This window comes from Mesorhizobium sp. WSM4310 (genome assembly GCF_007003935.1).
GTDB lineage: Bacteria > Pseudomonadota > Alphaproteobacteria > Rhizobiales > Rhizobiaceae > Mesorhizobium.
The window spans coordinates 142,057-168,107 of record NZ_VFTA01000008.1 but is presented as its reverse complement, the minus strand read 5'-3'; the positions used below and the strand labels follow the sequence as shown (position 1 = coordinate 168,107).

22 protein-coding genes are annotated in these 26,051 nt (G+C 63.1%); 15 read left to right on the top strand and 7 right to left on the bottom strand.

The features are described 5' to 3' along the window. Window positions 1-76: 76 nt before the first annotated feature. The 3 genes from FJV80_RS11830 to FJV80_RS11820 all read left to right on the top strand — a co-directional run bounded on the left by FJV80_RS11830 (window position 77) and on the right by FJV80_RS11820 (window position 3,568). Window positions 77-550: a MarR family transcriptional regulator gene (locus FJV80_RS11830; protein WP_095770558.1), complete on the top strand. Its 474-nt coding sequence runs from the start codon at window positions 77-79 to the stop codon at window positions 548-550. Further along, a complete protein-coding gene (locus FJV80_RS11825) occupies window positions 547-1,725 on the top strand; it encodes an HlyD family secretion protein (protein ID WP_095770557.1) in 1,179 nt (392 codons plus the stop codon). The genes FJV80_RS11830 and FJV80_RS11825 overlap by 4 nt, the downstream gene beginning before the upstream one ends. Before the next feature lie 310 nt (window positions 1,726-2,035). Next, window positions 2,036-3,568 (top strand): DHA2 family efflux MFS transporter permease subunit, encoded by a 1,533-nt coding sequence (locus FJV80_RS11820; RefSeq protein ID WP_095788363.1) that lies wholly within the window; start codon window positions 2,036-2,038, stop codon window positions 3,566-3,568. 94 nt (window positions 3,569-3,662) lie between these two features. On the opposite strand, the gene FJV80_RS11815 is transcribed toward FJV80_RS11820, so the two are convergent. Both FJV80_RS11815 and FJV80_RS11810 read right to left on the bottom strand, forming a co-directional pair. Further along, window positions 3,663-4,178 carry a CAP domain-containing protein gene (locus FJV80_RS11815; protein ID WP_142876435.1) on the bottom strand — a complete coding sequence of 172 codons (516 nt, stop codon included), beginning with the start codon at window positions 4,176-4,178 and terminating at the stop codon, window positions 3,663-3,665. A 78-nt stretch (window positions 4,179-4,256) separates the two neighbouring features. Next, window positions 4,257-5,480 (bottom strand): TadE/TadG family type IV pilus assembly protein, encoded by a 1,224-nt coding sequence (locus FJV80_RS11810; RefSeq protein WP_095770554.1) that lies wholly within the window; start codon window positions 5,478-5,480, stop codon window positions 4,257-4,259. 243 nt (window positions 5,481-5,723) lie between these two features. On the opposite strand from FJV80_RS11810, the gene FJV80_RS11805 reads away from it, so the two are divergent. From FJV80_RS11805 to FJV80_RS11795, 3 genes are all read left to right on the top strand, one after another. Beyond that, a complete protein-coding gene (locus tag FJV80_RS11805) occupies window positions 5,724-6,122 on the top strand; it encodes a VOC family protein (RefSeq protein WP_142876434.1) in 399 nt (132 codons plus the stop codon). A gap of 172 nt (window positions 6,123-6,294) precedes the next feature. Next, entirely contained in the window at window positions 6,295-7,119 is an 825-nt protein-coding gene (locus FJV80_RS11800; protein ID WP_095770552.1) for a DUF2189 domain-containing protein, read from the top strand. A gap of 88 nt (window positions 7,120-7,207) precedes the next feature. After that, on the top strand, window positions 7,208-8,071 hold the full coding sequence (locus FJV80_RS11795) for a dienelactone hydrolase family protein (protein WP_245438037.1): 864 nt from the start codon (window positions 7,208-7,210) through the stop codon (window positions 8,069-8,071). Window positions 8,072-8,094: 23 nt separating this feature from the next. Here the strand turns inward: FJV80_RS11795 and FJV80_RS11790 are convergent, their stop codons facing one another. The 3 genes from FJV80_RS11790 to FJV80_RS11780 form a co-directional block, all read right to left on the bottom strand. Beyond that, window positions 8,095-8,727, bottom strand: coding sequence for a LysE family translocator (locus FJV80_RS11790; protein WP_032929773.1), 633 nt, complete (start codon window positions 8,725-8,727; stop codon window positions 8,095-8,097). A gap of 203 nt (window positions 8,728-8,930) precedes the next feature. After that, window positions 8,931-10,916 carry a TadE/TadG family type IV pilus assembly protein gene (locus FJV80_RS11785; protein ID WP_185975185.1) on the bottom strand — a complete coding sequence of 662 codons (1,986 nt, stop codon included), beginning with the start codon at window positions 10,914-10,916 and terminating at the stop codon, window positions 8,931-8,933. A gap of 188 nt (window positions 10,917-11,104) precedes the next feature. After that, entirely contained in the window at window positions 11,105-13,024 is a 1,920-nt protein-coding gene (locus tag FJV80_RS11780; protein WP_095788366.1) for a TadE/TadG family type IV pilus assembly protein, read from the bottom strand. A 296-nt stretch (window positions 13,025-13,320) separates the two neighbouring features. On the opposite strand from FJV80_RS11780, the gene FJV80_RS11775 reads away from it, so the two are divergent. Together FJV80_RS11775 and FJV80_RS11770 are read left to right on the top strand one after the other, a co-directional pair. Continuing rightward, window positions 13,321-14,181, top strand: coding sequence for a TIGR01459 family HAD-type hydrolase (locus FJV80_RS11775; protein ID WP_095791851.1), 861 nt, complete (start codon window positions 13,321-13,323; stop codon window positions 14,179-14,181). A gap of 6 nt (window positions 14,182-14,187) precedes the next feature. Further along, entirely contained in the window at window positions 14,188-15,168 is a 981-nt protein-coding gene (locus tag FJV80_RS11770; protein ID WP_142876433.1) for a bifunctional riboflavin kinase/FAD synthetase, read from the top strand. Between the two features lie 79 nt (window positions 15,169-15,247). Here the strand turns inward: FJV80_RS11770 and FJV80_RS11765 are convergent, their stop codons facing one another. Beyond that, window positions 15,248-15,802, bottom strand: coding sequence for an HdeD family acid-resistance protein (locus tag FJV80_RS11765; protein ID WP_142876432.1), 555 nt, complete (start codon window positions 15,800-15,802; stop codon window positions 15,248-15,250). A gap of 142 nt (window positions 15,803-15,944) precedes the next feature. Here FJV80_RS11765 and FJV80_RS11760 point away from each other — a divergent pair, with 142 nt between their 5' ends. The 5 genes from FJV80_RS11760 to FJV80_RS11740 all read left to right on the top strand — a co-directional run bounded on the left by FJV80_RS11760 (window position 15,945) and on the right by FJV80_RS11740 (window position 22,864). After that, window positions 15,945-17,495: an acid phosphatase gene (locus FJV80_RS11760; RefSeq protein WP_246688948.1), complete on the top strand. Its 1,551-nt coding sequence runs from the start codon at window positions 15,945-15,947 to the stop codon at window positions 17,493-17,495. A 23-nt stretch (window positions 17,496-17,518) separates the two neighbouring features. After that, window positions 17,519-17,731, top strand: a complete 213-nt coding sequence (locus tag FJV80_RS11755; RefSeq protein WP_095770545.1) for a hypothetical protein — start codon at window positions 17,519-17,521, stop codon at window positions 17,729-17,731. 130 nt (window positions 17,732-17,861) lie between these two features. Continuing rightward, window positions 17,862-18,671, top strand: coding sequence for a MipA/OmpV family protein (locus FJV80_RS11750; RefSeq protein WP_142876430.1), 810 nt, complete (start codon window positions 17,862-17,864; stop codon window positions 18,669-18,671). Window positions 18,672-18,959: 288 nt separating this feature from the next. After that, window positions 18,960-21,941, top strand: a complete 2,982-nt coding sequence (gene ileS, locus FJV80_RS11745; RefSeq protein WP_142876429.1) for an isoleucine--tRNA ligase — start codon at window positions 18,960-18,962, stop codon at window positions 21,939-21,941. A 245-nt stretch (window positions 21,942-22,186) separates the two neighbouring features. Next, window positions 22,187-22,864, top strand: coding sequence for a hypothetical protein (locus FJV80_RS11740; protein WP_142876428.1), 678 nt, complete (start codon window positions 22,187-22,189; stop codon window positions 22,862-22,864). Between the two features lie 38 nt (window positions 22,865-22,902). Here the strand turns inward: FJV80_RS11740 and FJV80_RS11735 are convergent, their stop codons facing one another. Further along, complete coding sequence (locus FJV80_RS11735) at window positions 22,903-23,352, bottom strand: nucleoside deaminase (protein ID WP_142876427.1); 450 nt, start codon at window positions 23,350-23,352, stop codon at window positions 22,903-22,905. 180 nt (window positions 23,353-23,532) lie between these two features. Here FJV80_RS11735 and FJV80_RS11730 point away from each other — a divergent pair, with 180 nt between their 5' ends. Both FJV80_RS11730 and rsmD read left to right on the top strand, forming a co-directional pair. Then, window positions 23,533-25,431, top strand: coding sequence for a pseudouridine synthase (locus FJV80_RS11730; RefSeq protein WP_142876426.1), 1,899 nt, complete (start codon window positions 23,533-23,535; stop codon window positions 25,429-25,431). Then, window positions 25,428-25,982, top strand: coding sequence for a 16S rRNA (guanine(966)-N(2))-methyltransferase RsmD (rsmD, locus tag FJV80_RS11725; protein WP_095788371.1), 555 nt, complete (start codon window positions 25,428-25,430; stop codon window positions 25,980-25,982). The genes FJV80_RS11730 and rsmD overlap by 4 nt, the downstream gene beginning before the upstream one ends. Window positions 25,983-26,051 lie beyond the last annotated feature (69 nt).

The window sequence follows — 26,051 nt, the reverse complement described above, 5'->3', positions numbered from 1 at the left end:
GATGGGCATGCACATTCGCCGGCTTTTGAACGACGTGGTGCTTGAATAGTGAGCACGCTTATTATATATACCGCTCATGGTTTCCGACGGCATCGACAGATTGGGTTTTTTGATCCACGACGTGCAGCGCCTGATGCGCAAGCGTTTCGAGACGCGTGCCAGCGGGCTCGGCCTGTCGTCGGCGCAATGGCGCCTGATGGTGCGCGTCGCCAAGGAAGAGGGCGTTACCCAGGCCCGGCTCGCGGAGTTGCTCGAAATCGAGCCGATCAGTGTCTCGCGCCTCGTCGACCGGATGGAGGAGGGCGGCTGGATCGAGCGCCGCGCCGACGCCGCCGACCGCCGCGTACGCATGATCTTTCCGACGGCCAAGGCGAGCGCCGCCTATGCCGAGGTCAAGAGCCTGGCCGGCGAGGTCTATGAGGAATCGCTCGTAGGCGTTTCGCCGGAGGACCGTCGCGTCCTGATCAGGGCGCTCGATGCGATGGCGCAGAACCTCGCCGACGGCGATACCTCGGAAAAAATCGAGCCTACGAAAGGCGCAGCAGCATGAACGCGGTAGCCAAAGTCGACGAAAACGCCGCCAAGGTCGAGATGGAAGCCCCGGCCCAGCCGGCCGCCGCTCCCGTCGCGGTAGCTCCGCCCGCGGAGTCGGTTCCGGCGCCGAAGAAGAAGCGCCGCATGGGCCGCTTCCTCCTGATGCTTGTCTTGCCGGCGGCGCTGGTCATCGGTGGTGGTTATGTCTGGGTGACCGGCGGCCGCTATCAGGGGACGGAGAACGCCAATCTGCAGCAGGCCAAGGTGTCGATCGCCTCGGACACGGCCGGCCGCATCGTCCAGGTTGCCATATCAGACCATCAGATGGTCAAGCAGGGCGACCTTCTGTTCACCATCGATCCCGAGCCTTACCGGATCGCGCTTGCCCAGGCCGACGCCGCGGTTGCCGCCGCGCGGCTCAATGTCGAGCAGCTGCGCGCCGCCTACAGCCAGTCGATGGCACAGGAGAAGTCCGCCGGCAGCGAGGTCGACTACGCCCAGTCGCAGTATGACCGCGCCGCCGATCTCGCGCAGAAGGGCATCAACGCCAAATCGTCTCTGGACGAGGCCCGCAACGACCTCGACAAGGCAAAGCAGCAGGTCGCCGTCGCCCAGCAGGGCATCATCAGCGCCAAGGCCGCGCTCGGCGGCAACCCCGATATCGAAACCGACAAGCATCCGACCGTGATGGCCGCGCTCGCCGCTCGCGACAAGGCCGCCTACGACCTGGCGCGGACCACGGTGAAGGCGCCCGCCGATGGCGTCATCTCCCAGGCCTCGTCCTTCAAGGTCGGCCAGTTCGTCGGCTCCGGCACGCCGCTGTTTTCGCTGGTCGAGACCAACGACACTTGGATCGATGCCAATTTCAAGGAAACCCAGCTCACCAACATGAAGCCGGGCCAGAAGGCTGAGATCGTCGTCGATACCTATCCGGGCAAGACGTTCGAGGCGACGGTCAAGGCGATCGGTGCGGGAACGGGGGCAGAATTCTCGCTGCTGCCAGCCCAGAACGCCACCGGCAACTGGGTCAAGGTCACGCAACGCATCCCGGTGCGACTGGAACTGACCGATCCCGACGCCAAGATGGCGCTGCGGACCGGCATGAGCGCCTCGGTCACCGTCGATACCGGCGTTGCCCGCGGCTTTCCCGCCATATTCGGCCACGCCACGGCTGGCGAGGTCGTGCAGTAAGTCGGCGGAAGTCCACGGCGCCAGGCAGGTGAAGCGGACAGCCAAGGATTGGTCTGAGGGGAGGAGTGAGAAGGATCAGCGTTCGGTTCAAGCCGCGTCGCGGCCTGGCTGAAATCTGAATTCTTCGACACGGACCCTTCGGTCCTCGTGTTTCCGGGCGGCAGGCATCCGCTCATCAGAGACTTTCGGTCGATGTAACCCCCACATCGATAATCGCGTCCCACCGCGATGAAGGTCTCTCAACGGAAGGCTTTTGCCGCCCGGAAACCCCTGTGTACACGGTTTTGTTACCTGCTGGAAGTTCCGCATCATGAGCACGCCAGAGCCATTTCGAGAAGTGCCGCATCGCGGCCTGATCACGGTTGCGCTCATGCTGGCGACGATCATGCAGGCGCTCGACACCACCATCGCCAATGTCGCGCTGCCGACCATGACAGGCGACCTCGGCGCCTCCCCGGACAACATCAACTGGGTGCTGACCTCCTATATCGTCGCCGCCGCCATCATGACGCCGGTCACCGGCTGGCTCGCCGACCGCTTCGGCCGCAAGGAATTGTTCCTGACGGCGGTGGTCGGCTTCACCATCTTCTCCATGCTGTGCGGCCTGGCATGGAGCCTTGAAACCATTGTGCTGTTCCGGCTGATGCAAGGCGTGTTCGGCGCCGCCATCGTACCGCTGTCGCAGACATTCCTGCTCGACATCAATCCCAAGGAGCGCCACGGCCAGGCAATGGCGATCTGGGGCGCCGGCATCATGCTGGGGCCGATCCTGGGCCCGACGTTGGGCGGCTGGCTGACCGAGAATTTCAACTGGCGCTGGGTGTTCTTCATCAACCTGCCGGTCGGCATCGTCGCCTTCCTTGGCATGGCGGCCTATCTACCGGCCATTGCCCGGCGGGTGCGCAGCTTCGACTTCTTCGGCTTTGCCATGATATCGCTCGGCGTCGGCGCGCTGCAGCTGATGCTGGATCGCGGCGGCGAGGTCGACTGGTTTTCCTCGGTCGAGATATGGATCGAACTCGGCTTGGCCATCACCGGCTTCTGGGTGTTCATCATTCACACGATGACCGCGGAGCATCCTTTCATCGATCCGAAGATTTTCCTCGACCAGAATTTCGTGACCGGGCTGGCGTTCATCTTCGTCATGGGTGTGCTCATCCTGGCCTCGATGTCGCTGCTGCCACCGATGCTGTCGACCATCTTCGGCTATCCGACCATCACCATCGGCATCGTCATCGGTCCGCGCGGTATCGGCACGATGATCTCGATGCTCGTCGTCGGGCGCATCATGGGAAAGATCGACGCCAGGATTCTCGTCGTCATCGGTTTTCTGCTGACCGCGCAGTCGCTCTACACCATGGCGAGCTTCACCCCGCAGATGGATAACTGGCTTATCATCAGCTCCGGCGTGATCCAGGGCCTGGGCATGGGAATGGTGTTCGTGCCGCTGTCGACGGTCGCCTTCGCCACGCTCGACGCGCGCTACCGCACCGACGCAACCGCGCTCTTCAGCCTGGTGCGCAATCTCGGCTCGTCGATCGGCGTCTCGGTCGTGACGGTGCTCTTGGTGCGCAACACGCAAATCAACCACGCCGAGCTTTCGGCCTTCATCAGTCCGTTCAATCCCAATCTCTGGGCCGTCTCGCCGGCCGCCGCGGGCGGCGATCCGATGGCGCTGTCGGAGGTCGATCGCATGGTCAATCTCCAGGCTATGATGATCTCCTACGTCAATGACTTCAAAATACTGATGGTGATGACGCTGGCCGCCATCCCGTTCGTCTTCCTGCTGCGCAAGCCAAAGGCTGGTCCGGCCGGCGGCGCACCTGCAGCGCATATGGACTGAGCCGTGGGCGGGCGGTCCGCCTGCCGTCTAGATGGACTGGGATTGGCGTGCCGGTTGGTGCTGGCGAAATAGCCGAAGCGGCCTTGGCAAGACGCTACCTGCCGAGCACCAGCGACCAATAGCGCAGGTTGGGATCACGTCCGTCGCGGACATAGGCGAGCCCGAAGCGGCTGAAATCCTGATCGAGCATGTTGCGCCGGTGGCCCTGCGAATGCATCCAGATGTCGAACAGTTTTTGCTGGTCGAAGCGGCCTTCGGCGATGTTCTCGGCCGCAGCGCCCCGCACGCCATTGTCCTTCATCCGCGATGCGAAATCCTTGCCCCAGCCCGTGGTGTGGCTCATGCGCTCGCGCGACGCCATATAGCCGGCCTGCTGCAGCGCCGCCTGTTCGAGCTGGGCGTCCGGCGTCAGCGGGCCGAGCCCGGCTGAGGCGCGCAAGCCCGACAGAGTAGCCGTGGCGGAGGAAGAGACGCCGGCACTTTCGCCCGTCGGTACAGAGACGGTGCTGCAGGCGGAAAGCGCGGCAATGGCTGCAAGGCCGGCGACCTTGAGCAACGTGCGCCAGTTCGGATGCGGGATTGGGGAGTTTGCAGTTTTCGCGATTATCATGCCCACCTGACATAATGGCGATCATGGCTTTTGCCGGGCAGGGCCGTAAAATCCGAGATGGAAATGCAGGTTGGCCTCTCATTTCACAAGCGTGATGAGGCGGCTGGCATACATCTCGCGATTTCCAAACACGGCGGTGCAGTCGGTTTTGATGGATGAGTTTCCGGTCATCTGCACGGTGGAGCCAACAAGCCTCAGACAATCGCCCTGACCGCTCATATCCGAGTTGCCGACAAAGGATATCGCCGCGTCCGGCGCATAGACGAACCCGCTGATCGCGGAATTTGCACCGCCATTCAGCGTCAGGGCCGAGGTGTTGCCGCTGTTCTCGAAAATGGTGATGCCGGCGTAGGGACCGCTGGTGGGCGGGGACAGGTTCACCTGTTCATTGGCATTTATGATGATCTGTGAGCCCTCCACGAGGAATAAGGTCACGCCCTGACCGGTCAGGCTGCCATTGCCGCCGGGTTTTAGGGTGACGCCTCGGAAGATGTAGACGCCCGGATTGAGCGTGATGTTTCCCGACAACGTCTTGTCGCAATAGGTTCCAGGCGACAGCGTATAGGTTCTGCCGTTCGGGACCGGCAGGCACAATGTGTAAGGGGGAGGAACAACGTCCGCCAGAGGATCGAAAGATGCATATTGATGTTCGAGCGGGGCTCCGCAGGTGAGATTGGCGCTGGGCGGCGAAAGCCCGTAAGTGCCGCCGACGGTCGAGACGCAGCCCGCCGAAATCTGCGCGGAACCGCCCCTGCTGACAGCGTCGGACGCATCCGAGTTTGCCGCGATGACGCAACTGCTCATGGAGACATCGGTCGAGCCCTGTAGGCTTACCGCGGCCGACGCATGTGGATCGAGCGCCAGAACGCAGGCCTGCGCACCGGGATTCATCTTGACCGTGGCCGAGCGGTGAGCTGGCCACGGGGCCGCGCCATTGATGAAGCTCGGACGGTTGATGCTGGACGAAAGCGAGATGTAATAGGCGCTCGGGTCGCCGCTGGCGGTTGCCGAAAAAGCCGAGACGCTGTCTGCGTATTCCTGCTGGTCGGCGAGGCTCAAATTGGCCGCAAAGAATGTCGACCCAAGTGCCTCGACATCACTCGCGGCCATGCTGGGCAGGTACTTCGTGCCGACGGCAAGTCCAGCCGCGTCCAGCGAGTTTTGCAATTGCGCGGCGTCGTCACTCGTGCCTGTCAGATCGATCGCGCCGGCCACCACAACCATTATCGGCAGCATCGCTATGGCTGTCGCCATGGCAAAGTTGCCGCGCTTCGAAAGCCAGAAGCCTCTCAATGTGAACATCGTCCGCCGCCAAGGTTTGCAATGCCCAGGTGATACGCTCGGGATATCTAAGAGTAATTTAAGCAATTACTAAAATGCATGGGTTCTAAAATGAGGCGAGGCGGCTCGCCAAACGTGGCCCTCAAGGGCACCATGATTTCCGGATGTTCGGCCGTCTGGTTGAACACGTTCCGTGAATTGAGCACTGGCTGCCGCCACAAACGAAGCGGTCGACAGCAGCCAAGGACAAGGATTTTCCAGGACATGCTGCACCACGTCTCTTTCGGCGTCTCCAACATCGAGCGCTCGGCGGCCTTCTACGACGCCGTGCTGACGCCATTCGGCTATGTCAGGGTCTGGGATGATTTGAGGCCCGGCGAGCCCGACCAGGCGGTGGGCTACGGGATTCCTGGCGGCGGCGACAAGCTGGCGATAAAACTTCGCCCGAAAGGGCAGCGCCCGCCTGGTCCGGGTTTTCATCTGGCCTTCGCCGCCCCGGATCGTCAAAGCATCGCGCAATTTCATGCGGCGGCACTTGCTCTTGGCGGCCGTGACAACGGCGCCCCGGGCCTGCGGCCTGATTATGGTCCGCATTATTATGCCGCCTTCGTCGTCGACCCGGACGGCCATCATATCGAGGCGGTCTTCAACGCGCGGCAGTAGGTTCCGCGCGGCCGGCTTTTGCCGGCAGGCGATGACAATCCCGTGAGGGCCCGACCAAGATCATCGATTCGGCGACAACCCCTGGCAAATCGGCTATGCTGCCACATCTACTAGTGGCAGCTGCGGGCGGCCATCACGGCGGTGACCGCCCCCGACACACGGGAGGATGGTTATGGCCGGCTTTCATGTCATGGCGGACGCCCACGGGATGCATGTGCAGCCCGCGGTGCGCCGCATCACCACGGCGGATCTCTGGGACGCGCTCAGGCTCGGCGCCGGGGATTTCTGGGCAAAACCGTCCCACTACGTGTTCCTGTGTTTGATCTACCCGATCGTCGGCCTGATCCTTACCCAGTGGAGCTCGGGTTCCAACGCCATTCAGCTCGTCTATCCCCTGATGTCGGGCTTTGCCCTGGTCGGGCCCTTCGCGGCGATCGGGCTCTACGAAATCAGCCGCCGGCGCGAACTCGGCATGAACACGAATTGGCGCCATGCGCTGGATGTGCGCCGTTCGCCGGCATTGCCGTCGATCGCGGTCATCGGCGTCATGCTGTTTGCGCTGTTTCTATTGTGGCTGTACACCGCGCAATCGATCTACACCGGCCTGTTCGGCGACCAGCCGCCGGCCTCGATCGGCGCCTTTGTCCGCGACGTGCTGACGACGGGCAAGGGCTGGACCCTGATCTTGCTTGGCAATGCGGCCGGGTTTGTCTTTGCCGTGGTGGTGCTGGCCACAACGGTGATCGCTTTCCCGTTGCTGCTCGACCGTGATGTCGGTGCCGTCTCGGCAATCGAAACCTCGGCCCGGGCGGTGATGGCAAACCCGTTGCAGATGGCGCTGTGGGGCCTGCTGGTTGCCGTGCTTCTGGTGATCGGCTCCATCCCGTTGTTTGCCGGTCTGGCCGTGGTCATGCCGATCCTGGGCCATGCCACCTGGCACCTCTACCGCAAGGTAGTCGAGCCGGCGCAGATCCGGCCGATCCGCCGGCCGATGTAGGAAACCATATCTCCGGCAACCAGGCGGACGCCCAAGTCTGTAACGTCGGCCAAGGGCGTCGCTGGCACCCAATGGCCGGAGTCTGCCGATGGCACGCAAGATGCTGGGGCTTGTGAAAAGAATCGTTTGGCTGGCCTGCTTCGGCATCGCAGGGCACAACGCCGCGCATGCGGATGCCAGCCAGATGGTGCAATTTGAAAGTGCCGCGATAACGCCAACGCCTTTTCAGGTGCGCAATGCCCAGGCAAGCGGCAAGGTCCTGGAAGCTGTTCCCGGCACGCCGCTTAGGGGGTATTTGACGCAACCTCAGGGTAATGGACCGTTTCCTGCGATAGTACTTCTCCACGGCTGCGCGGGTGTGCTCTCGAATGACAGGCAAACTTGGCCTGACCGACTGTCCTCCTGGGGTTACGTCGTACTCGTTGTCGACAGTTTCAGCACGCGCGGCATTCACGAGACGTGTGATCGCGGCGTGCTTGCTGATCGTGTCTACGATGCCTACGGGGCCGAGGAGTTCCTGTCGAAACACAGTTTTGTCGATCCGCGGCGTATAGCCTTGCTGGGATTCTCCGCTGGCGGGATAGCAACGCTCGAGGCCGTGCAACTTGGTGGCGCCGAGCGGCTGGCGGAACGCAAATTCAAGGCGGCGATTGCCTACTATCCAAATTGTTCCGTAGCAAATGGCGACATGGCGGTCCCGACCTTGATTCTGGCCGGTGAGCTTGACGATTTCAGCCCCGCCGAGAAGTGCCGAGAGATGATGGCTCGGCGCAACGGCAAGGGAAGCCCGGTCCTTCTGAACGTCTACGAGGGGGCTCGCCATGCATTTGATGCCCCGGAGTTCAAGGTCGGAACCGAGGCCTACGGCCATCGGGTGGAGTACAACGCGGCCGCGGCCGATCGATCCATAAACGACGTTCGTGCTTTTTTGAAAAAAGCCTTCAGCGGCTAGGAACGAGGCCCGGCGCCTGGATATCAGCGCTGTGCGTCGGTCGCCATCTTCAACGCCAGCGCCGTCAGCACGCCTCCCATCATCCAACGCTGGATGACCAGCCACAATGGCCGTCCGGCAAGGAAGGTGGCGATCGAACCGGCCGTCACCGCGATGATGGCATTGACGGTCAGGCTGATTGAGATCTGCGTCGCGCCCAGAACCAATAGCTGCGACAGCACATGGCCTTTGCCGATGCTGATGAATTGCGGCAGCAGCGACAGATAGAGAACGGCCACCTTGGGGTTGAGCAGATTGGTCATCAGCCCCATGGCGAACAGCTTGCGCGGCCGGTCTTTCGGCAGATCGCGCACCTGGAACGGGGAACGTCCGCCCGGCTTCACCGCTTGCCAGGCAAGCCACAGGAGATAGAGCACGCCGGCAAAGCGCAGCGCGTCGTAGGCATAGGGCACGGCGAGCAGCAGCGCGGTGATGCCGAACGCCGCCGACAGCACATAGAACAGGAAACCGACCGCGACCCCGCCAAGCGAGATCAGTCCAGCCTTCGGCCCTTGCGACAGCGAGCGCGAGATCAGGTAGATCATGTTCGGGCCTGGCGTCAGCACCATGCCGAGGCAGACCAGCGCGAAGGCGATATGGTTGGCGGTATCCGGCATTGTTCGTCCCCAAGCACGCCCGCGATCGATGTGCCATCCCGCGAGCAGCCAATATCTGCCTGTCACGGCAGGCGCCCGCAAGGGCTTGCCGGCATCAGGCGTTACGCCAGAGAAGCGGTTGCTGCATGTCGTTTCAAGTGCCTCCGGTTTCGGGACAACGACATGCATGAAGAAGGACCCAAAGCGCCGTTCGACGCGGCGCCTTAGCCGACCACCCGCAGGTTAGACAGTTCGTTGCCGATTTCCTTGAAGTCGTTCGACAGGCTGGCGCCGGTCGCATTCCAGAACAGCTTCGCCGGTTTGCTCGGATCCGTCGGGTCCTTGCGGAAGCGCGAGTCCGACGAGCAGGATTTCAGCGCATCGATCGCCAGCTTGTCGCTGGCCTTGGTCGTCGACAGGTCGAGCGCTACCGTCATCACCATGATGTTGGCCGCCTTGGCGTTGTTGCAAAGCGTTGCCATCTGCTCGTTGAGCGCATTGGTGTAGTTGCCATTCGAATAGTCGAACTGACCGATGGCGCCCGACGTGCCCATGAACATGCGGCCGACCGAGGTGCCGTTGTAGCCGGGGTTGAGATAGCCGTAGGACGCATAGGTCGATTTCGAGTCGGCGGGGTCCGAATAGCCAAGCGAGGACGGCGTGTAGTACGTGTTGGCGCCGTCGGTCAGCACGATCACCACCTTGTCATTGCCTTTTTCCGTTTCCTGGCGCCCTTGCGTGAACGGTTCGCCGCTTGAGACCACCCGCCAGCCCCACGCCATGCCCTCGGGAACATTGGTGCCGCCATTCGGCTGCATCAGGTCGATAGCCGCCTTGATCGCGGTGGCCCCATCGGCGACGCTCACATCGGTCAGTGGTGTGATCGGATTGGTGGTGCAGCTGTAGTTCGGGCCGTTGCCGGCGGGCAGCGCCGGCGCATCGATCGGCCGCGGCTGGAAATATTTGGCCATGTTTCGCAGCCGCGCTTGACCGGTGCTGCTCGTAGGATTGTCGTTCCACCAGCTGTTCACCGAGCCGTAGGTCACCGGGGCGGCCTCGTCGGGATCCTGCGTGAGCTTCCAGTGGTTGCCGGGTTCGTCCGGAGCGAACATCGGCACGAACATCGTTGCCGGATCGCCGACACCTATGCCTGTGTTGGCCGAGCCGCCGGACGGCGAAGCGTCGTTGACATTGTAGGGATAGGGCCGGGCCTCCACGCAGCCTTGCCAGCTGGCGAACGGACCGTAGGAATCGATGTAGTCATATTCGTCGTGGCTGCGTTTGCAGGTGTTGTTCGAATTGTACTCGTCGCAAACCACCCGCTTGCTGTTGACGACACGCTCGTGGTTGGTGACGACCTTCATGTCCCGGTAGAGTGAAAACCGGGTCAGCATCTGCCCTTCCTCGCTGCCCCAGCCGGTGCCACGTTTGTACCAGATGCCGTTGGTCTGCTGGGCATATTTGTTGGCCGCGTTCAGGGTCGACCAGTCGAAATTCTCGTTCGACACCGGCGACAGGCCCTCCGTGTCCATCCACGAGGCGTTGCCATTGGCGGGGCCGACATTGACCGAAGCGGCAAAGGGCACGAGGCCGAACTGCACCGGCTTGTCGACCTGCTTGATCATGACCGCCTGTTGGGCCAGCGTGTCGACCAGTTGTTTGGCCGCGGTCTTGAGAAGGTCGATGCGCTTTTGCCCCGAGCCCGTGCCGAGCGTGGTCATCGATCCGGAATTGTCGAGCACCAGGGCAACTTCCAGCGTGTTCTTCAGCCTGACCTGAGAGGTGACGCTGAAGTTGATCTTCTGGTTCGCATCGGTTGCCGATTTGCCGACGAGCTGGGCGAAGGCAGGGTAAAAATAGGGCTTGTAGGCCAGCTGCGCCGTCATAGTGAGCAGGCCGCCGCCGCTGGTGTTGCTGGGCAAGGTGACGTTGAGCGTCGCGCTGGCCGGATCGATATCGTTCAGATTGGCATTGAAGAAGTCGAGCGCATAGGCTCTCAGCTGGTCATCGGTCGCGCCTTCCGTCAGCCGGCGCGCCGTAGCGAAGTTGGCGGCGTCGAGCGCATTCGTCACCATCTGCTTTTCGCGGTTCATTTCCGTGAAGTCGACCGCGATCGCCAGGCCACCCATCAGCGGCACCATCGCCACAACAGTCATAAGAGCATAGTTGCCGCGCCTGTCGCGGCGGAACTGACGCCAAAGTTCATGCATGACTTGCAGCGGCCCCCGCCTGCGGATTCTCGATTGACGCCAGCTTTTCACAAAACGCTGAAGGACGGATTTGGGAAACCGCTCTATTGCTTGGTCGGCGCTTCACCAACCGCTAACCAATGCAGGCCTGCGGCCCCGATCCGATCTAAGGCGAACGCCCATCGGGGAGGGCGTTCGCGGCCTGGCGATCAGCTGACGATGCGCAGGTTGGACAGTTCGTTGCCGATCGCCTTGAAATCGTCGGAGAGTGTCGCTCCGGTCGAATTCCAGAACAGTTTCATCGGCTTGCTCGGATCGGTCGGATCCTTGCTGAAGCGGGAATCCGACGAACAGGCCTTCAGCGCATCCATCTGTGTTTTTTCCGCCGTATTGCTAGAATCCAGGTCGAGCGCGATCGTCATGACCATGACGCCAGCCGTCTTTGCGTTGTTGCAAAGCGTGGTGAAATGCTCGTTCATCGCCTTGCTGTAGTTCGAATTGGAATAGTCTGTCTTGCTTATGCTGCTGCTGGTACCGAGGAACAGCCGGCCATATGTGTAACCGCTGCTGAAAGGCAAGATATAGCCGAGCGACGAATAGATCGCTTTGCTGCCCGCCAGGTCGTTGCCGCCATAGGCCCAATTGGTTCCTGAGTAGGTCTGGGCCGTCACCGAAGTTGGTGTGTAATAGGTGTTCGCACCATCGGTTAGGACGATCAGAACCTTGTCGTTGCCTCGTTCCGTCTCGGGCCGCCCATCGGTGAAGGGAGCGGTGCTGGAAAGGGTTCGCCAGCCCCAGGCCATGCCTTCCGGCACATTGGTGGCGCCGTCGGCGGCCATGGCGTCCACAGCCGCCTTCACCGACGTCGCGCCGGCTGTCGTGGAAACATCGGTCAGCGGCGTGATCGCCGTGGTGCTGCAGCTCGTATTGGGGCCGGCATCCATGCCATAGGCCGGCGTAACCGTGTTGCCCGGAGAGGCGAAATATTTCGGCATGTAGCGCTGACGTTCCGCGCTGGTGCTGTTGCCGGGCGTGGTGTCGGTACGCCAATTGTTGTTGGCGGGACGGCTGCTGGTGTCGGTGAGGTCGGTTTCATCAGGTGCGAACATCGGCACGAACAGGGTTGCGGGCGTTCCGGTCGAAGCTGGCGTATCCTGGATATTGTAGGGGTAGGGACGGGACTCGACGCAACCGCCCCAGTTGGCGACGGTGTCATAGGTATATGTCGCGTTCGAAGCGCAACTGCCGTCCCAGTTCTTCGAACTGCACGCCGAAACCCGTTTCATCTGCTTATAGAGCGAAAACCGTGTCAACGGCAGGTCTTTCTGGGTTGCGTCCCAACCATTGCCTTTCGCATACCAGACGCCGGCGATGTTCTGGGCATATTTGGTGGACGAATAGGAAGAGCTCATGGTCGTCCAGTCGAAATTCTCATGATGGATCGGCGAGATGCCGGTCGTGTCCATCCATGCCGCCGAGGCATTGCCCGAGCCGACATTGACCGAGGCGGCGAAGGGAACCAGGCTGAACTGGACCGGTTTGGTAACCTGCTTCATCATCTGCGCCTGGCCGGCCAACTGGTCGACCAGCTGCTTCGCGGCACTCTTGAGGAGGTCGAACCGCACCTTGTTGGACCCGTGGCCGAGTTCCGTCATCGAGCCGGAATTGTCGAGCACCAGCGATACTTCCAGCGTATTCTTCAGGCGGACTTCCGAGCAGGCATCGAAGCTGATGTCGCTGTTGGCGGCGCTTCCGCCTATCAGCATTTTTGCCGTTGGCAGGAAGTAGGGCTTGTAGGTCAAGGTGCTACAGAGCTTCAAGGTGCCGCCGCCGGTATTATTGTTGGGCAGCGTCACGGCCAGCATGGTGTTGGCCGGATCGACATGTGCGAGATTGGCTTCGAAGAAATTCTTGGCGTAGGCCTTGGCATCGGCATCGCTGGCGCCGGCAACGATCTGCTGGGCAGTGGCGACGCCGGCAGCGTCCAGCGCGTTCAAGGTGGTTTGTCGCTGCCGCGTCATTTCCGTATAGTCAACGCCGATTGCCAGGCCACCCATGAGCGGTACCATGGCGACGACGGTCATGAGCGCGTAATTGCCACGCCGATCGCTTCCGAATCTCCGGATCATTGCTTCAAAATTCCCCCGCCAAATCGATAATCGGTGGGGATCGTGTCATAAATCGTTAAATTTCACATTGCCGTAATACCTGCAAGGTCGAGCCGCCCTTTCAACGCGCGTTAACCAAACGCTGTCCAGTGGTGGCTCGGGCGCCAACAGATAGCGCCGTTTGCGCGCATAGGGGCGCCTTCGCGTCGATCTCCAGGTGAAAGCTGGTGACAGCGTGGATCGGTTCGGATAATTCGAATCCGCTGCGGCGAACCGTCGGCCGCGGCACTCGCAACGCTCATATTGAAGGAAACGGCATGGCGGATTCGCCTGACATCGTCGGCTCGCTCGAAGACGTCTCAAAAGCCTATTCGGCAATTCTTTGCGATGTCTGGGGCGTGGTGCACAATGGCGAATGGCATTTCCCGGCGGCCGCGGTGGCGCTGGCCAGGGCAAGGGCAGCCGGCATTCCCGTTGTTCTCATCACCAATTCGCCCCGCCGCAGCGCCGATGTCGTGGCCCAGATGAGTGTGATCGGCGTTCCGCCGTCAGCTTACGACCGTGTGGTGACCTCGGGCGACGTGACCCGCGACCTGATCGCGGAAGGCCCACGCAAGATCTTCCATATCGGCGCCGACCGCGATCTGACCCTCTATGACGGCCTCGATGTCGACCTCGTCGAGGAATTCGAGGCCACCGGCGTCGTATGCACCGGGCTGTTCGATGACGAGGTCGAGAAGCCTCAGGATTATATCGACCTTCTGCGGCGATTGCGTGCCAGGAACCTGCCATTCATCTGCGCCAATCCCGATATCATGGTGGAGCGCGGCGAACGCATCATCTGGTGCGCCGGCGCGCTGGCGCGCGACTATGCCCAGCTCGGCGGCCGTACGCTGATTGCGGGAAAGCCCTATGCGCCGATCTACGACCTTGCGATGAAGGAGGTGGCCGAGGTGCTTGGCCGGCCGGTCGAGCGTTCTCGGGTATTGGCCATCGGCGACGGGATGATGACCGATGTGAAGGGCGCGGCCGACAATGGTTTCGACGTTCTCTATGTCTCCGGCGGCATCCATGCCCGCGACTATGGCAATGCATCCCGGCCGGATCCGGCCAAGCTCGGGCTCTTTCTGGAGCGGCACGGCTATCGTCCGGTGGCCGTCATGGTCAGACTGCAGTAGGTGGCGATGGTAGGCTTCCAGCATCTCACCGCGACCGCGCCGCTGCCCGCCGATCTGCGTGGCGGCGTTGTCGCGATCGGCAATTTCGATGGCGTCCACCGTGGCCATCAAGCGGTGCTCGAACGGGCGTTGGCCGAGGCTCTGCGGCGTGATGTGCCGGCCTTGGTGCTGAGCTTCGAACCGCACCCGCGAAAGGTGTTCAGGCCCGACATGCCGCTGTTCGTGCTGACGCCGCCGCCGATGAAGGCGCGGCTCTTGTCCTTGCTGGGTTTTGCCGCGCTCGTCGAGCAGCCGTTCACGCGCGACTTCGCTTCGCTGTCGGCGGAAGCTTTCGTCACCGACGTGCTGGAGAGGACGCTCGGCATCACCCACGCCGTGACTGGTTTCGATTTCCATTTCGGCAAGGACCGCCAGGGCGGACCGGCCTATCTGATGGCAGCCGGCGAACGCCATGGCTTTGGTGTCACGCTCGTCGACGCGTTTCGCGACGAGGGCGCCGAGGTGGTTTCGTCGAGCCGGATCCGGGCTCTGCTCTGCGATGGCGAGGTAGTCGAGGCCGCCGGTCTGCTCGGCTATCGCTTCACGGTCGAGGCCGAAGTGATCGGCGGGCAGCAACTCGGCCGCACACTGGGCTTTCCCACCGCCAATATGAGGCTTTCACCGGAAGCGACCCTGAAGGAAGGGATTTATGCCGTCCGCTTCCGCCGCGCCGACGGCACGCTGCATGACGGCGTCGCCAGCTTCGGCCGCCGCCCGACCGTCGACGACAATGGCGCACCGCTTCTGGAAACCTTCGTCTTCGATTTTTCCGGCGATCTCTACGGCGAGACCTGCGAGGTCTCATTCTTCGGCTTCCTGCGCAGCGAGATCAAATTCGACGGCCTCGATGCATTGGTGGTGCAGATGAAGCGCGATGAAGCCGAGGCCCGGGCGCTGCTCGCCGGCGTCAAGCCGCTGTCACAGCTCGACGCGGCCATTGCGTTCTAAGGCATGATCCCGAAAAGCGGATACCGGTTTTCTCGGACAAACGGTTTCCGCTTGCCCAGAGATCATGCTCGGCAAGACGCTACTTTTTCAGCGCCAGGCCGACCGCGATGAAGGTCCAGCCCTGGAAGATCAGGTCGATCGCCAGGAACAGTCCGAGCACCCACAGGCTGTTGACCGGCCAACCCATGGCGATGATCAGGCCGGCAAGCACGCTGATGAGGCCTGCCGCGACGATCCAGCCCCAACCCTGTTCCGGACGGTGGCTGTAGCCGACCCAGGCCCGCAGCGCGCCGGAGGCGACGAGCGCGACGGCCAGCAGGAAGGTCAGCACCGCCGAGGCCAGCAGCGGATTGTCGAAGGCGAAAAATCCGGCGACCGCGTAAAGCAGCCCGCTGAGCAGCCAGTAGAAGAAGCGGCTCCAGGTCTTGACCCCGAAAGCATGCATGATCTCGATGATGCCGGCCACCAGCATCAGCCAGCCGACGACATAGACGGAAGCCACGGTGGCGATGAACAGATTGCCGAAAGCAATGCCGCCGAGGATCAGCAGCACCACGCCCAGGCCGACAAACCATCCCCATTTTTCCCGCGTCTGGCCGATCGCGTTCTTCAGAGTATCGCCGTGCAAGGTCATGATCCATCTCCCTCCACATCTGGCCGCGCATCCTGCGGTTGAAGGAAGGTAATCCCAATGGCACTACCCGTCCAGCGCGGTGGCTATTGCAAACGCGCGGCGAAGCTGGTGTCATCCCGCTTTGCCTCAGGGAGGTGTGACAATGAAGCGATCCCATGGGCTCGCCCTGTTTTCCTCAACTCTCGCCCTGTTCGCTGCCAATGCGGCTTCCGCATTCGCAGCGCAGCCCGGCGATCCGCCGGATGGCATCACCAAGATAGAAACGGTGGTCGTCATCTTCGCCGAGAACCGCGCCTTCGACAATCTCTATGGCCATTTTCCCGGTGCCGAAGGCATCGACAAAGCCAGCCAGGAAAGCTTGCAGCAGCGCGACCGTGACGGCTCGGTGCTGTCCGAACTGCCGCCGGTGTGGGACGGGCTGACCGCCAAGGGCGTCACGCCGCCGGTGACGCAGGCGATGACCGAGCACCTTCCAAACGCGCCGTTCACCGTGAACGACGCGAAGGGTTTCAACGTGCCGCTCAGCGTCACAACGCACGATCTCTGGCATCGCTACTACCAGAACCAGATGCAGATCAACGGCGGCAAGAACGACATGTTCGTTGCCTGGGCCGATTCAGGCGCCATGCCGATGAGCAACTGGGACGTTTCCAAGACCGACATGTGGGCGATCGCGCAGAAATACGTGCTGGCCGATCATTTCTTCATGGGTGGGTTCGGCGGCTCGTTTTTCAACCACCAATGGCTGATCTGCGCTTGCGCGCCTTACTACGCCGATGCCGACAAGAGCCCAGCCAAACCGTCGATTTCGGTGACGGATGAGAGCGGCACAGCGCTGAAGATCGCCGACAATTCGCCGAAATCGGCGCGCGACGGCATTCCGAAATTTGTCTCCGATGGCAATCTGACGCCGGACTTCCACGCGGTGAACACGATGCAGCCGCCTTACCAACCAAGCGGCAACGATCCGGCGCCTGGCGGCGATCCGCTCCTCGCGGATCCGGCCAAGCCCACCACGCTGCCGCCCCAGACGGAGCCGACCATCGGCGACATGCTTAGCCTCAAGCACATCACCTGGGCATGGTATTCGGGCGCCTGGCAGTACACGCTCGACCACGGCAACAACTCGCCGGTTCCGAATTTCCAGTATCACCACCAACCGTTCAACTATTATGCCAATTACGCGCCGGGCACCGAAGCCAGGCGCGAACATTTGCGCGACGGTGGGCTGGGCGGCGTTAGCTTCATCCAGGCGATTGACGACGGCGCCCTGCCACAGGTCGCGTTCTACAAGCCGCAGGGCAATCTCAACGAGCATTCCGGCTATGCCGACATCGAGGCTGGAGATCGCCATGTCGCCGACGTCGTCGCCCATCTGGAGAAAAGCCCGCAATGGCCGCATATGCTGGTCGTCGTCACCTATGACGAGAATGGCGGCATCTGGGATCACGTCCCTCCGCCCAAGGGCGACCGCTGGGGGCCGGGCACACGCGTCCCCGCCATCATCGTTTCGCCCTTCGCCAAGCACGGCTATGTCGATCAGACGCCCTATGATACGACTTCGATCCTGCGCTTCATCACCGAGCGCTTCGAACTGCCGGTGCTGCACGGCATCGTGGTTCGCGACCGGGCCGTCGCCGCGCATGGCGAACCGCCGCTCGGCGATCTTACCGCCGGGCTCGACCTCAATTGAAGGCCCGTGTCCGTAGGAAAACGATGAACGCTGACGGGATCGTCGCCCTTGTCACCGCTGCCGGCATCGAGCTTACCGACCGCCGCCGTAACGCCAAGGGCGACGGCTGGTCGCTAAGCTTTGCCAACGGTGCAACGGTGGAGGTGGGTGACGACGGATCGGCGCGCATTGCCGGCAAGGGCAGCAAGGCCGTGAGAGGGCTGCTGGACCTGCCGACCGCGCCGCGCCGCGCCTGATCCGGCGCGGCCGGACACTAAGTTGGCCGACTCAACTGTTACCGATGTTAAGTCAAATTTTACCGAACTGGCGCCATGGCTTGAGCGATGCCGGGTGTTTGTTCCGGCGTGTTTCGCGTATGGGGTATCGATGCGTATTGTCCGGGCGATTCCGCTGCTTCTGACCGCCTCCTTGCTGGGCGCTTCCGCGGCCGAGGCCGGCGACGGCCCTTTCGGCTGGCTGTCCGGCGACTGGTACCTGACGGTTGGCGCCACGGGCATGGTCGCGCCGAATTTCGAGGGCGGCAAGAAATACATGCTCAGCGCCCAGCCCATCATCTCCCTGGGCAAGGTCGGTCCCCAGGCTCGCTTCACCTCGCGCAACGACAATATTTCGCTGGCGCTGGTCGATGATGGCGGCGTTCGCGCCGGCCTGACCGGCAAGTTCCTGTTCTCGCGCGATGACAGCGATGCCGACGAGCTCAAGGGTCTCGATCCGGTGCGCTGGGGCGGCGAAGTCGGCGGCTTCTTCGAATTCTATCCGACGGACTGGATGCGCGCGCGCGCCGAATTGCGCCACGGCATCCGTGCCCATAACGGCTTTGTCGCCGATATCGCCGCCGACGCTTTCTACGATGTGACGCCAACCGTCAGGATTTCGGGCGGCCCGCGCGTGTCCTTTGCTTCGGCGAACTATTTCGACGCCTACTATGGCGTCAATGCGCAGGAGGCGGTGGCCTCCGGCCTGAGCCAGTACAATCCCGGTGGCGGACTGAAATCCGTCGGCCTCGGCGGCGCGGTGACCTGGAAGGTGACCGATCCGATGACCGCCAGCCTGTTCGGCGAATATTCGCGCCTGAAGGGGCCGGCAGCCGATTCCAGCCTGGTCAGGGAGCGCGGCGACCGCAACCAGTTCATGGTCGGTGTGTCGACCACCTATCGCTTCGACTTCAAGATGTAGGCGAATTGAACGAGACGCTTTATTCCTGCGTCCATCTCCGCTAAAAGCCACGCCATGATGAGCTTTTCGCGCCTTTTCGCGATCGCGATACGAATTACTGGCCCGGTGTTCCGGGTGGCCTGAGCGCCGCCGGAACCGCCGGGAGTTTCGCGCGCGCCCTCGCGCTTTTTTCAGAACATCGACGCATATCGCCCAAAGGTGGGATCCGGTTTTGGGAAAACGATATGCGCCAATCAAAGACCTCAACGCCCGGGCTTTGTGCCGACGGGCTACGCAGATGGCAGATCAATGACCGACACTGTTGAAACGATCGACTATTCCAAGACGCTTTATTTGCCGCAGACGGATTTCCCGATGCGCGCCGGCTTGCCCGAGAAGGAGCCGGTGCTGGTCAAGCGCTGGCAGGACATGGACCTCTACGCCAAGCTGCGCGAGAGTGCCGCCGGCCGTACGAAATATGTGCTGCATGACGGTCCGCCCTACGCCAACGGCAATATCCATATCGGCCATGCGCTGAACAAGATCCTCAAGGACGTCATCACCCGCTCGTTCCAGATGCGCGGCTACGATTCGAACTATGTGCCTGGCTGGGACTGCCACGGCCTGCCGATCGAGTGGAAGATCGAGGAGCAGTATCGCGCCAAGGGCAAGAACAAGGACGAGGTGCCGGTCAACGAGTTCCGCAAGGAATGCCGTGAGTTCGCGGCGCACTGGATCACGGTGCAGGGCGGTGAGTTCCAGCGGCTTGGCGTCATCGGCGACTTCAAGAATCCCTATACGACGATGGCTTTCCATGCCGAGTCGCGCATCGCCGGCGAATTGCTGAAATTCGCCATGTCGGGTCAGCTCTATCGCGGCTCGAAGCCGGTGATGTGGAGCGTCGTCGAGCGCACTGCATTGGCCGAGGCCGAAATCGAGTATCAGGACTATGAGTCGGACACGATCTGGGCGAAGTTTCCGGTGGCCAATCTTGTCGTCGCCAATATCGTGGACGGGCAGCCGGCGGAACTCAATCCGGACCTGAGCGGGCGGTCGCTGGATCTGCTGGACGCCCATGTCGTCATCTGGACGACGACGCCGTGGACCATTCCGGGCAACCGCGCCGTCAGCTATTCGCCGCGCGTCGCCTACGGGCTCTACGAGGTGACGGCGGCCGAGAATGCCTTTGGCCCGCAGCCGGGTGAGAAGCTGATCTTCGCCGACGCGCTGGCCGAGGAAAGCCAGGCCAAGGCAAAGGTCACCTTGAAGCGCCTTCACGGCGTCAGCACCGAACAACTTGGAAACCTAGTGCTTTCACACCCATTCAAGGGTCTCGGTGGCGGTTACGAGTTCCCCGTGCCGATGGTTGCGGGCGATCATGTGACCGACGATGCCGGCACCGGCTTCGTCCACACCGCGCCTGGCCATGGCCGCGAGGATTTTGACGCCTGGATGGACGCCGCGCCGCAGCTGCGCGCACGTGGCATCGACACGGTGATCCCCTTCACGGTCGACGATGCCGGCTTCTTCACCAGGGACGCGCCAGGCTTCGGCCCGGATCGCGAGGGTGGAGCTGCGCGTGTCATTGACGACAATGGCAAGAAGGGCAACGCCAACCAGGCTGTCATCGACGAGCTGATCAAGCGCAACGCGCTCTTCGCGCGCGGCCGCCTGAAGCACAGCTACCCGCATTCCTGGCGGTCGAAGAAGCCGGTGATCTTCCGCAACACGCCGCAATGGTTCGTCTACATGGACAAGGACCTCGGCGACGGCACGACACTGCGCAGCCGCGCCCTGAAGGCCATCGACGACACGCGCTTTGTGCCGGCTGCCGGCCAGAACCGCATCCGCGCCATGATCGAGGAGCGCCCCGACTGGGTGTTGTCGCGTCAGCGCGCCTGGGGCGTGCCGATCGCCGTTTTCGCCGATGAGGACGGCAACGTGCTGATGGACGCGGCGGTCAACCAGCGCATCATGGACGCCTTCGAGGAAGAGGGCGCCGACGCCTGGTTCGCCGCCGGCGCCAAGGAACGCTTCCTCGGCAACCACGATGCGTCCAAATGGAAGCAGGTGATGGACATCCTCGACGTCTGGTTCGATTCGGGCTCGACGCATGTCTTTACGCTGGAGGATCGCCCAGACCTGAAATGGCCGGCCGACGTCTATCTCGAAGGGTCCGACCAGCATCGCGGCTGGTTCCACTCCTCGCTGCTCGAAAGCTGCGGCACCAGGGGCAGGGCGCCTTACGACACCGTCGTCACCCATGGCTTCACCATGGATGAGGACGGACGCAAGATGTCGAAATCGCTCGGCAACACGGTGGTGCCGCAGGACGTCATCAAGCAATCCGGTGCCGATATCCTGCGCCTGTGGGTGGTGACGACGGATTATTGGGAAGACCAGCGGCTCGGCAAGAACGTGCTGCAGACCAATATCGACGCCTACCGCAAGCTGCGCAACACCATCCGCTGGATGCTGGGCACGCTCGCCCATGACGATGGCGAGACCGTACCGCTGGAAGCGATGCCGGAGCTGGAACGGCTGATGCTGCATCGGCTGGCCGAGCTCGACGAGGTGGTGCGCCAGGGCTACGACGCCTTCGAGTTCAAGCGCATCACCCGCGCGCTCGTCGATTTCATGGTGGTCGAGCTGTCGGCCTTCTATTTCGACATCCGCAAGGACGCGCTCTACTGCGACGCACCGTCGAGCGTGAAGCGCAAGGCCTCGGTGCAGGTGGTGCGCCATCTTTTCGACTGCCTGGTGAAATGGCTGGCGCCGATGCTGCCCTTCACCATGGAAGAGGCCTGGCTCGACCGTCATCCCGATGCCGTTTCGCTGCATCTGGACCAGTTCCCGGAAATCCCGGCGGATTGGAAGAACGAAGCGCTGGCGGAAAAGTGGCGCAAGGTGCGGCAGGTGCGCCGCGTCGTCACCGGCGCGCTCGAGATCGCGCGTGCCCAGAAGGTGATCGGCTCCTCGCTGGAAGCGGTGCCGGTCGTCACCATCAACGACGCAGCGCTCGAGGCGGCGATATCGGACGTCGACATGGCCGAGATGGCGATCACCAGCGACCTCGTCATTGCCCATGGCCAGGCGCCTGAAGGCGCCTTCACCCTCGACGATGTCAAGGGCGTCGCCGTAGTGGTCGAGAAAGCCGAGGACCGCGGCCTCACCAAATGCGCGCGTTCCTGGCGTTACACGGCCGATGTCGGGCAGGATCCCGCATTTCCCGATGTCTCCGCACGAGATGCCGCCGTTCTGCATGAGCTGAAGGCGCTCGGTCGGGTTTAGGTCGACGTCGCCGAAGAGCGTGCCGCGGTTCTGGGAAACGACGTGCACCCGATCAACAGTGCACAAATGCCACGCCGGGCGGTGCAAATCCGCCCGTGCGTTGCCCTTAAAGAGCGGTTGAGGTAAACACGCGAAACTCCGGAAGACAAATTGTCGCCGGATTTCCGTCGCAAGTGCTTGGACGATGGGGACCGGTCACAGGACCGGTGGCGATCGAGAGGCTGTCTAGAGTGGGACTTTTTGGCATGACCGAGAGATATAAGGCGCGCCTTGCGCTGCTGGCGCCGCTTGTCGCATCGGGCCTCGCTCTATCCGGCTGCATGGGCTCTCCGACCTATGGCACCGACAAGACCGCTGCCGAACAGCTGGCCGGCGATCTCTCGGGCGCCGTTTCCTTCGCGCCGAAGCGCAAGGATCCGATCGACTACAAGCCGCGCCCCACCTTGGTGAAGCCCGCTCCCGGACAGAAGGAAGCGCTGCCCGCACCGCAGGAAAGCATCCAGACGGCAAGCGCCGAATGGCCCGAATCGCCTGAACAGCGCCGCGCGCGCCTGCGCGCCGACGCCACCGCCCATCAAAATGATCCGGGCTATCAGGCTGAGGTCGTCGACGACGTGCAGACCGATCCGGCCTCGGTCAAGAAGGCGATGGCGGATTCAGGCTCCAGCCACCCGCCGGCCTGGACACCCGCTGATTCCGACAAGGGCCGCGCCGCCGAGATCCAGCATCGTCTTGCCGCGAGCAAGCAGGGCGACCCCAACACCCGCAGATATCTGAGCGAGCCGCCATTGGCCTATCGCGTCGCGGCCGGCACGGCGCCGCAGAACGAACTCGGCGAGGACGAATACAAGAAGGAACGCCGCCTGAAGAAGGAGGCGGAAGGCAAGAAGTCCGGCTGGTTCGACTGGTTGCCGTCCCTGTAAGAACGCCCGCGCTGCCCTTTCGGGCGGCACATCGCGGTTCAGTCGCGACGTTCCTTGAAAAAATCCTTCAGCAGCAGCGCAGCCTCCGTCTCGCCCATGCCCGGATAGATGTCGGGCGTGTGGTGGCAGGTCGGCGAGGCGAAGAAGCGTACTCCATTGACCACCGCGCCGCCCTTTTCGTCGGCGGCGCCGAAGTAGACACGGCGTAGCCTGGCGAAGGAGATGGCGCCGGCGCACATGGCGCAAGGTTCCAGCGTCACATAGAGATCGTGGCCGGTCAGCCGCTCGCTTGAGAGTTTCCCGCAGGCTTCGCGAATGACAAGCATCTCGGCATGCGCCGTCGGGTCGGCAAGCTCGCGGGCGCGGTTGCCGGCTTTCGCAACGACCGTGCCGCCGTTGGCGATGACGGCGCCGACCGGCACTTCGCCACGCAAGGCTGCCGCCTCGGCCTCCTTGAGCGCCACCGCCATGAAATCCGGCCGCTTCACGCGGTTTCCATTCCGATTATCTCCTCGCCACTCAGGCGTGATCCTGTTATGGAGCGCATCAACCCGAAAATCGGACTCGATTTTCGCAAAAGATCATGCGCCAAATCAAAGTGCTACAGCGTTCGTTGCGCGCCCGAAAGGATGCGCCACGCTGTAGCAGCGCAAACGGACAAAGGCCACATGGACGACAACGACAAGAAATCTCCGCGCCAAAAAGGACCGGGCAAGAAACCTGCGGCTCCGCGAGGCGACAGGAAGCCATCCTTCGGCGCCAAGAAACCCTATGCGCCGCGCGGCGATCGGCCGATGGCCGCCGAGGGCGAACGGCCGAAGCGCGACTTCAAGGGCGACAAGCCATTCAGCAAGGGGCCACGCGCTGCGGGCAAGGCCTACGAGAAGCGCGAAGGGCCACGCAAACCCTACGCGCCAAGGGGAGACCGTCCGACGGCGGCCGAAGGCGAACGCAAGCCGTATGAGAAGCGCGAAGGGCCACGCAAACCCTATGCGCCGCGCGGCGACCGGCCGGTTGCCGCGTCGGCGGAGGGCGGCGGTAAGCGTTTCGACCGTCCCAAGCGTGATTTCGGCGATCGCCCGAAGCGCGACTTTGCCGACCGTCCCAAGCGCGACTTTGGCGGTGACCGCCCCAAGCGTGATTTCAGCGATCGGCCCCAAGGGGCATCGGCCGGCTTCAAGCCGCGCCCGCGTCCGACGGAGGCCACGGAAGAGGCCGGCGAACGCATCGCCAAGCGGCTGGCGCGCGCCGGGCTTGCCTCGCGCCGCGACGCCGAGGAGTTGATCGCCGCCGGCCGCGTCAAGGTCAACGGCCGCGCCCTGACTTCGCCGGCCTTCAACGTCATGCCAGGCGACATCATCCATCTCGACGGCATGGAGATCCCGCCGATCGAGCGCACGCGCCTGTTCCTGTTCCACAAGCCGGCCGGCGTCGTCACCACCAACCGTGATCCCGAAGGCCGCAAGACCGTCTTCGACGTGCTGCCGGCCGAATTGCCGCGGCTGATGACCATTGGCCGCCTCGATATCAACACCGAAGGCCTGCTGCTGCTCACCAATGATGGCGGCCTGTCGCGCGTGCTCGAACTGCCGGCCACAGGCTGGCTGCGCCGCTACCGCGTGCGCGTCCACGGCAAGGTCGAGGAAAGCGCGCTTGCGGGCCTGCGCGAAGGCATTGCCGTCGACGGCGTCTTCTACGGTGCCATCGAAGCCAGCCTCGACCGCGAGCAGGGCTCCAATGCCTGGCTGACGATCGGCCTGCGCGAAGGCAAGAACCGCGAAGTGAAGAACATCCTCGGCGCGCTCGGCCTCGACGTGACCCGGCTGATCCGCATTTCTTATGGCCCGTTCCAACTCGAGGATCTCCCCGAGGGCCACGTACTGGAGATCAAGGGTCGCGTGCTGCGCGATCAGCTGGGCGAGCGCCTGGTGGAGGAATCCGGCGCCAACTTCGACGCCGAGATAGCAAAACCCTTCTCCAACAAGCCGGTGCGGCGCACCGAAGTTCGCGAAGCGGAACCCGAGCGGCCGAAATTCACGCGCGACGGCGAGCGCCGGCCGATCGGCGAGGGCGGGCTGATCAAGAATCGCAAGCGCCGGGAAGGCAGCCGCGACGAGGCATTGGGCAAGCTGTCGACCAGTCCCGACAGAGGCGAGCGCCCGGAAAAGAGCTTCGGCGAACGCGGGCCTCGGCCCGAACGCGGCGGCTTCGGCGACAAGCCACGTGGCAGTTTCGGCGACAAGCCGCGTGGTGGCTTCGGCGACAAGCCGCGTGGTGGTTTTGGCGGTAAGAAATCCGAGCGCGAGCAGCGGCCGATCGAGCCGCCCGGCCAGCGCAAGGCCAATGTCTGGATGGCGCCAGGAGCCCGGCCGATCGGCAAGGGCAGGGCGGAAGCCGACGCCGCCAAGGCGGCGGAGGCCAAGGCGCGCAAGGCCTCGTTCAAGCCGGCCTATGGCAAGCCTGCTGGCAAACCGGGCGGCGCAAAGCCTTTCGGCAAGCCGCGTGGCGAGCGTCCGGCTGGCGGTGAACGGCCGCGTGGCGGCCCCAAGGGTCCCCGCACAAGATGAGGATCGTCGGCGGTGAGTTTCGTGGGCGCCCGCTGGCGACGCCCCGCGGTAGCGCCATCCGTCCGACGACCGACCGCACCCGCGAGGCCGTCTTCAATGTGCTGGCGCATCGCTTTGCCGAACAGCTGGACGGCGCGCGCGTGCTGGATCTGTTCGCCGGCACCGGCGCGCTTGGTCTGGAGGCGTTGTCGCGCGGCGCGTCCTACGGCGTCTTCATCGAGGAATCGGCCGAAGGCCGCGGCCTGATCCGCGACAATGTCGAGGCCTTCGGCCTGACCGGGCGCACCAAGATCTTTCGCCGCGACGCCACCGGCCTTGGCGAGGCGGGCACGCTGGCGCCGTTCGGCCTGGTCTTCGCCGATCCGCCCTACGGCAAGGGGCTGGGCGAGCGCGCCCTGCAATCGGCGAAAGCCGGCGGCTGGCTGCGCCCCGGCGCGCTCTGCGTGGTCGAGGAGGCGGCGGCGGTTCCCTTCGAGCCAGGCCCCGGCTTTTCGGTGCTGGACGAGCGCAACTACGGCGAAACCATCATCCGCTTCATCGAAGCCGCCTGATCGCCTGCGTTCATCGGTGGCCTCTTTGCCGCCGCCTTTGCCGGCAACAACAATTCACTTTGCTTGTCG

Coding starts and splice junctions, on each gene's coding strand:
- FJV80_RS11810 (WP_095770554.1), bottom strand. CDS start 5,480: ATGTTCACATTGAGAGGCTTCTGGCTTTCGAAGCGCGGCAACTTTGCC.
- FJV80_RS11820 (WP_095788363.1), top strand. CDS start 2,036: ATGAGCACGCCAGAGCCATTTCGAGAAGTGCCGCATCGCGGCCTGATC.
- FJV80_RS11830 (WP_095770558.1), top strand. CDS start 77: ATGGTTTCCGACGGCATCGACAGATTGGGTTTTTTGATCCACGACGTG.
- FJV80_RS11740 (WP_142876428.1), top strand. CDS start 22,187: ATGACCGAGAGATATAAGGCGCGCCTTGCGCTGCTGGCGCCGCTTGTC.
- FJV80_RS11750 (WP_142876430.1), top strand. CDS start 17,862: ATGCGTATTGTCCGGGCGATTCCGCTGCTTCTGACCGCCTCCTTGCTG.
- FJV80_RS11755 (WP_095770545.1), top strand. CDS start 17,519: ATGAACGCTGACGGGATCGTCGCCCTTGTCACCGCTGCCGGCATCGAG.
- FJV80_RS11760 (WP_246688948.1), top strand. CDS start 15,945: ATGAAGCGATCCCATGGGCTCGCCCTGTTTTCCTCAACTCTCGCCCTG.
- ileS (WP_142876429.1), top strand. CDS start 18,960: ATGACCGACACTGTTGAAACGATCGACTATTCCAAGACGCTTTATTTG.
- FJV80_RS11780 (WP_095788366.1), bottom strand. CDS start 13,024: ATGATCCGGAGATTCGGAAGCGATCGGCGTGGCAATTACGCGCTCATG.
- FJV80_RS11770 (WP_142876433.1), top strand. CDS start 14,188: ATGGTAGGCTTCCAGCATCTCACCGCGACCGCGCCGCTGCCCGCCGAT.
- FJV80_RS11805 (WP_142876434.1), top strand. CDS start 5,724: ATGCTGCACCACGTCTCTTTCGGCGTCTCCAACATCGAGCGCTCGGCG.
- FJV80_RS11790 (WP_032929773.1), bottom strand. CDS start 8,727: ATGCCGGATACCGCCAACCATATCGCCTTCGCGCTGGTCTGCCTCGGC.
- FJV80_RS11825 (WP_095770557.1), top strand. CDS start 547: ATGAACGCGGTAGCCAAAGTCGACGAAAACGCCGCCAAGGTCGAGATG.
- FJV80_RS11775 (WP_095791851.1), top strand. CDS start 13,321: ATGGCGGATTCGCCTGACATCGTCGGCTCGCTCGAAGACGTCTCAAAA.
- FJV80_RS11730 (WP_142876426.1), top strand. CDS start 23,533: ATGGACGACAACGACAAGAAATCTCCGCGCCAAAAAGGACCGGGCAAG.
- FJV80_RS11765 (WP_142876432.1), bottom strand. CDS start 15,802: ATGACCTTGCACGGCGATACTCTGAAGAACGCGATCGGCCAGACGCGG.
- rsmD (WP_095788371.1), top strand. CDS start 25,428: ATGAGGATCGTCGGCGGTGAGTTTCGTGGGCGCCCGCTGGCGACGCCC.
- FJV80_RS11795 (WP_245438037.1), top strand. CDS start 7,208: ATGGCACGCAAGATGCTGGGGCTTGTGAAAAGAATCGTTTGGCTGGCC.
- FJV80_RS11800 (WP_095770552.1), top strand. CDS start 6,295: ATGGCCGGCTTTCATGTCATGGCGGACGCCCACGGGATGCATGTGCAG.
- FJV80_RS11785 (WP_185975185.1), bottom strand. CDS start 10,916: ATGCATGAACTTTGGCGTCAGTTCCGCCGCGACAGGCGCGGCAACTAT.
- FJV80_RS11815 (WP_142876435.1), bottom strand. CDS start 4,178: ATGATAATCGCGAAAACTGCAAACTCCCCAATCCCGCATCCGAACTGG.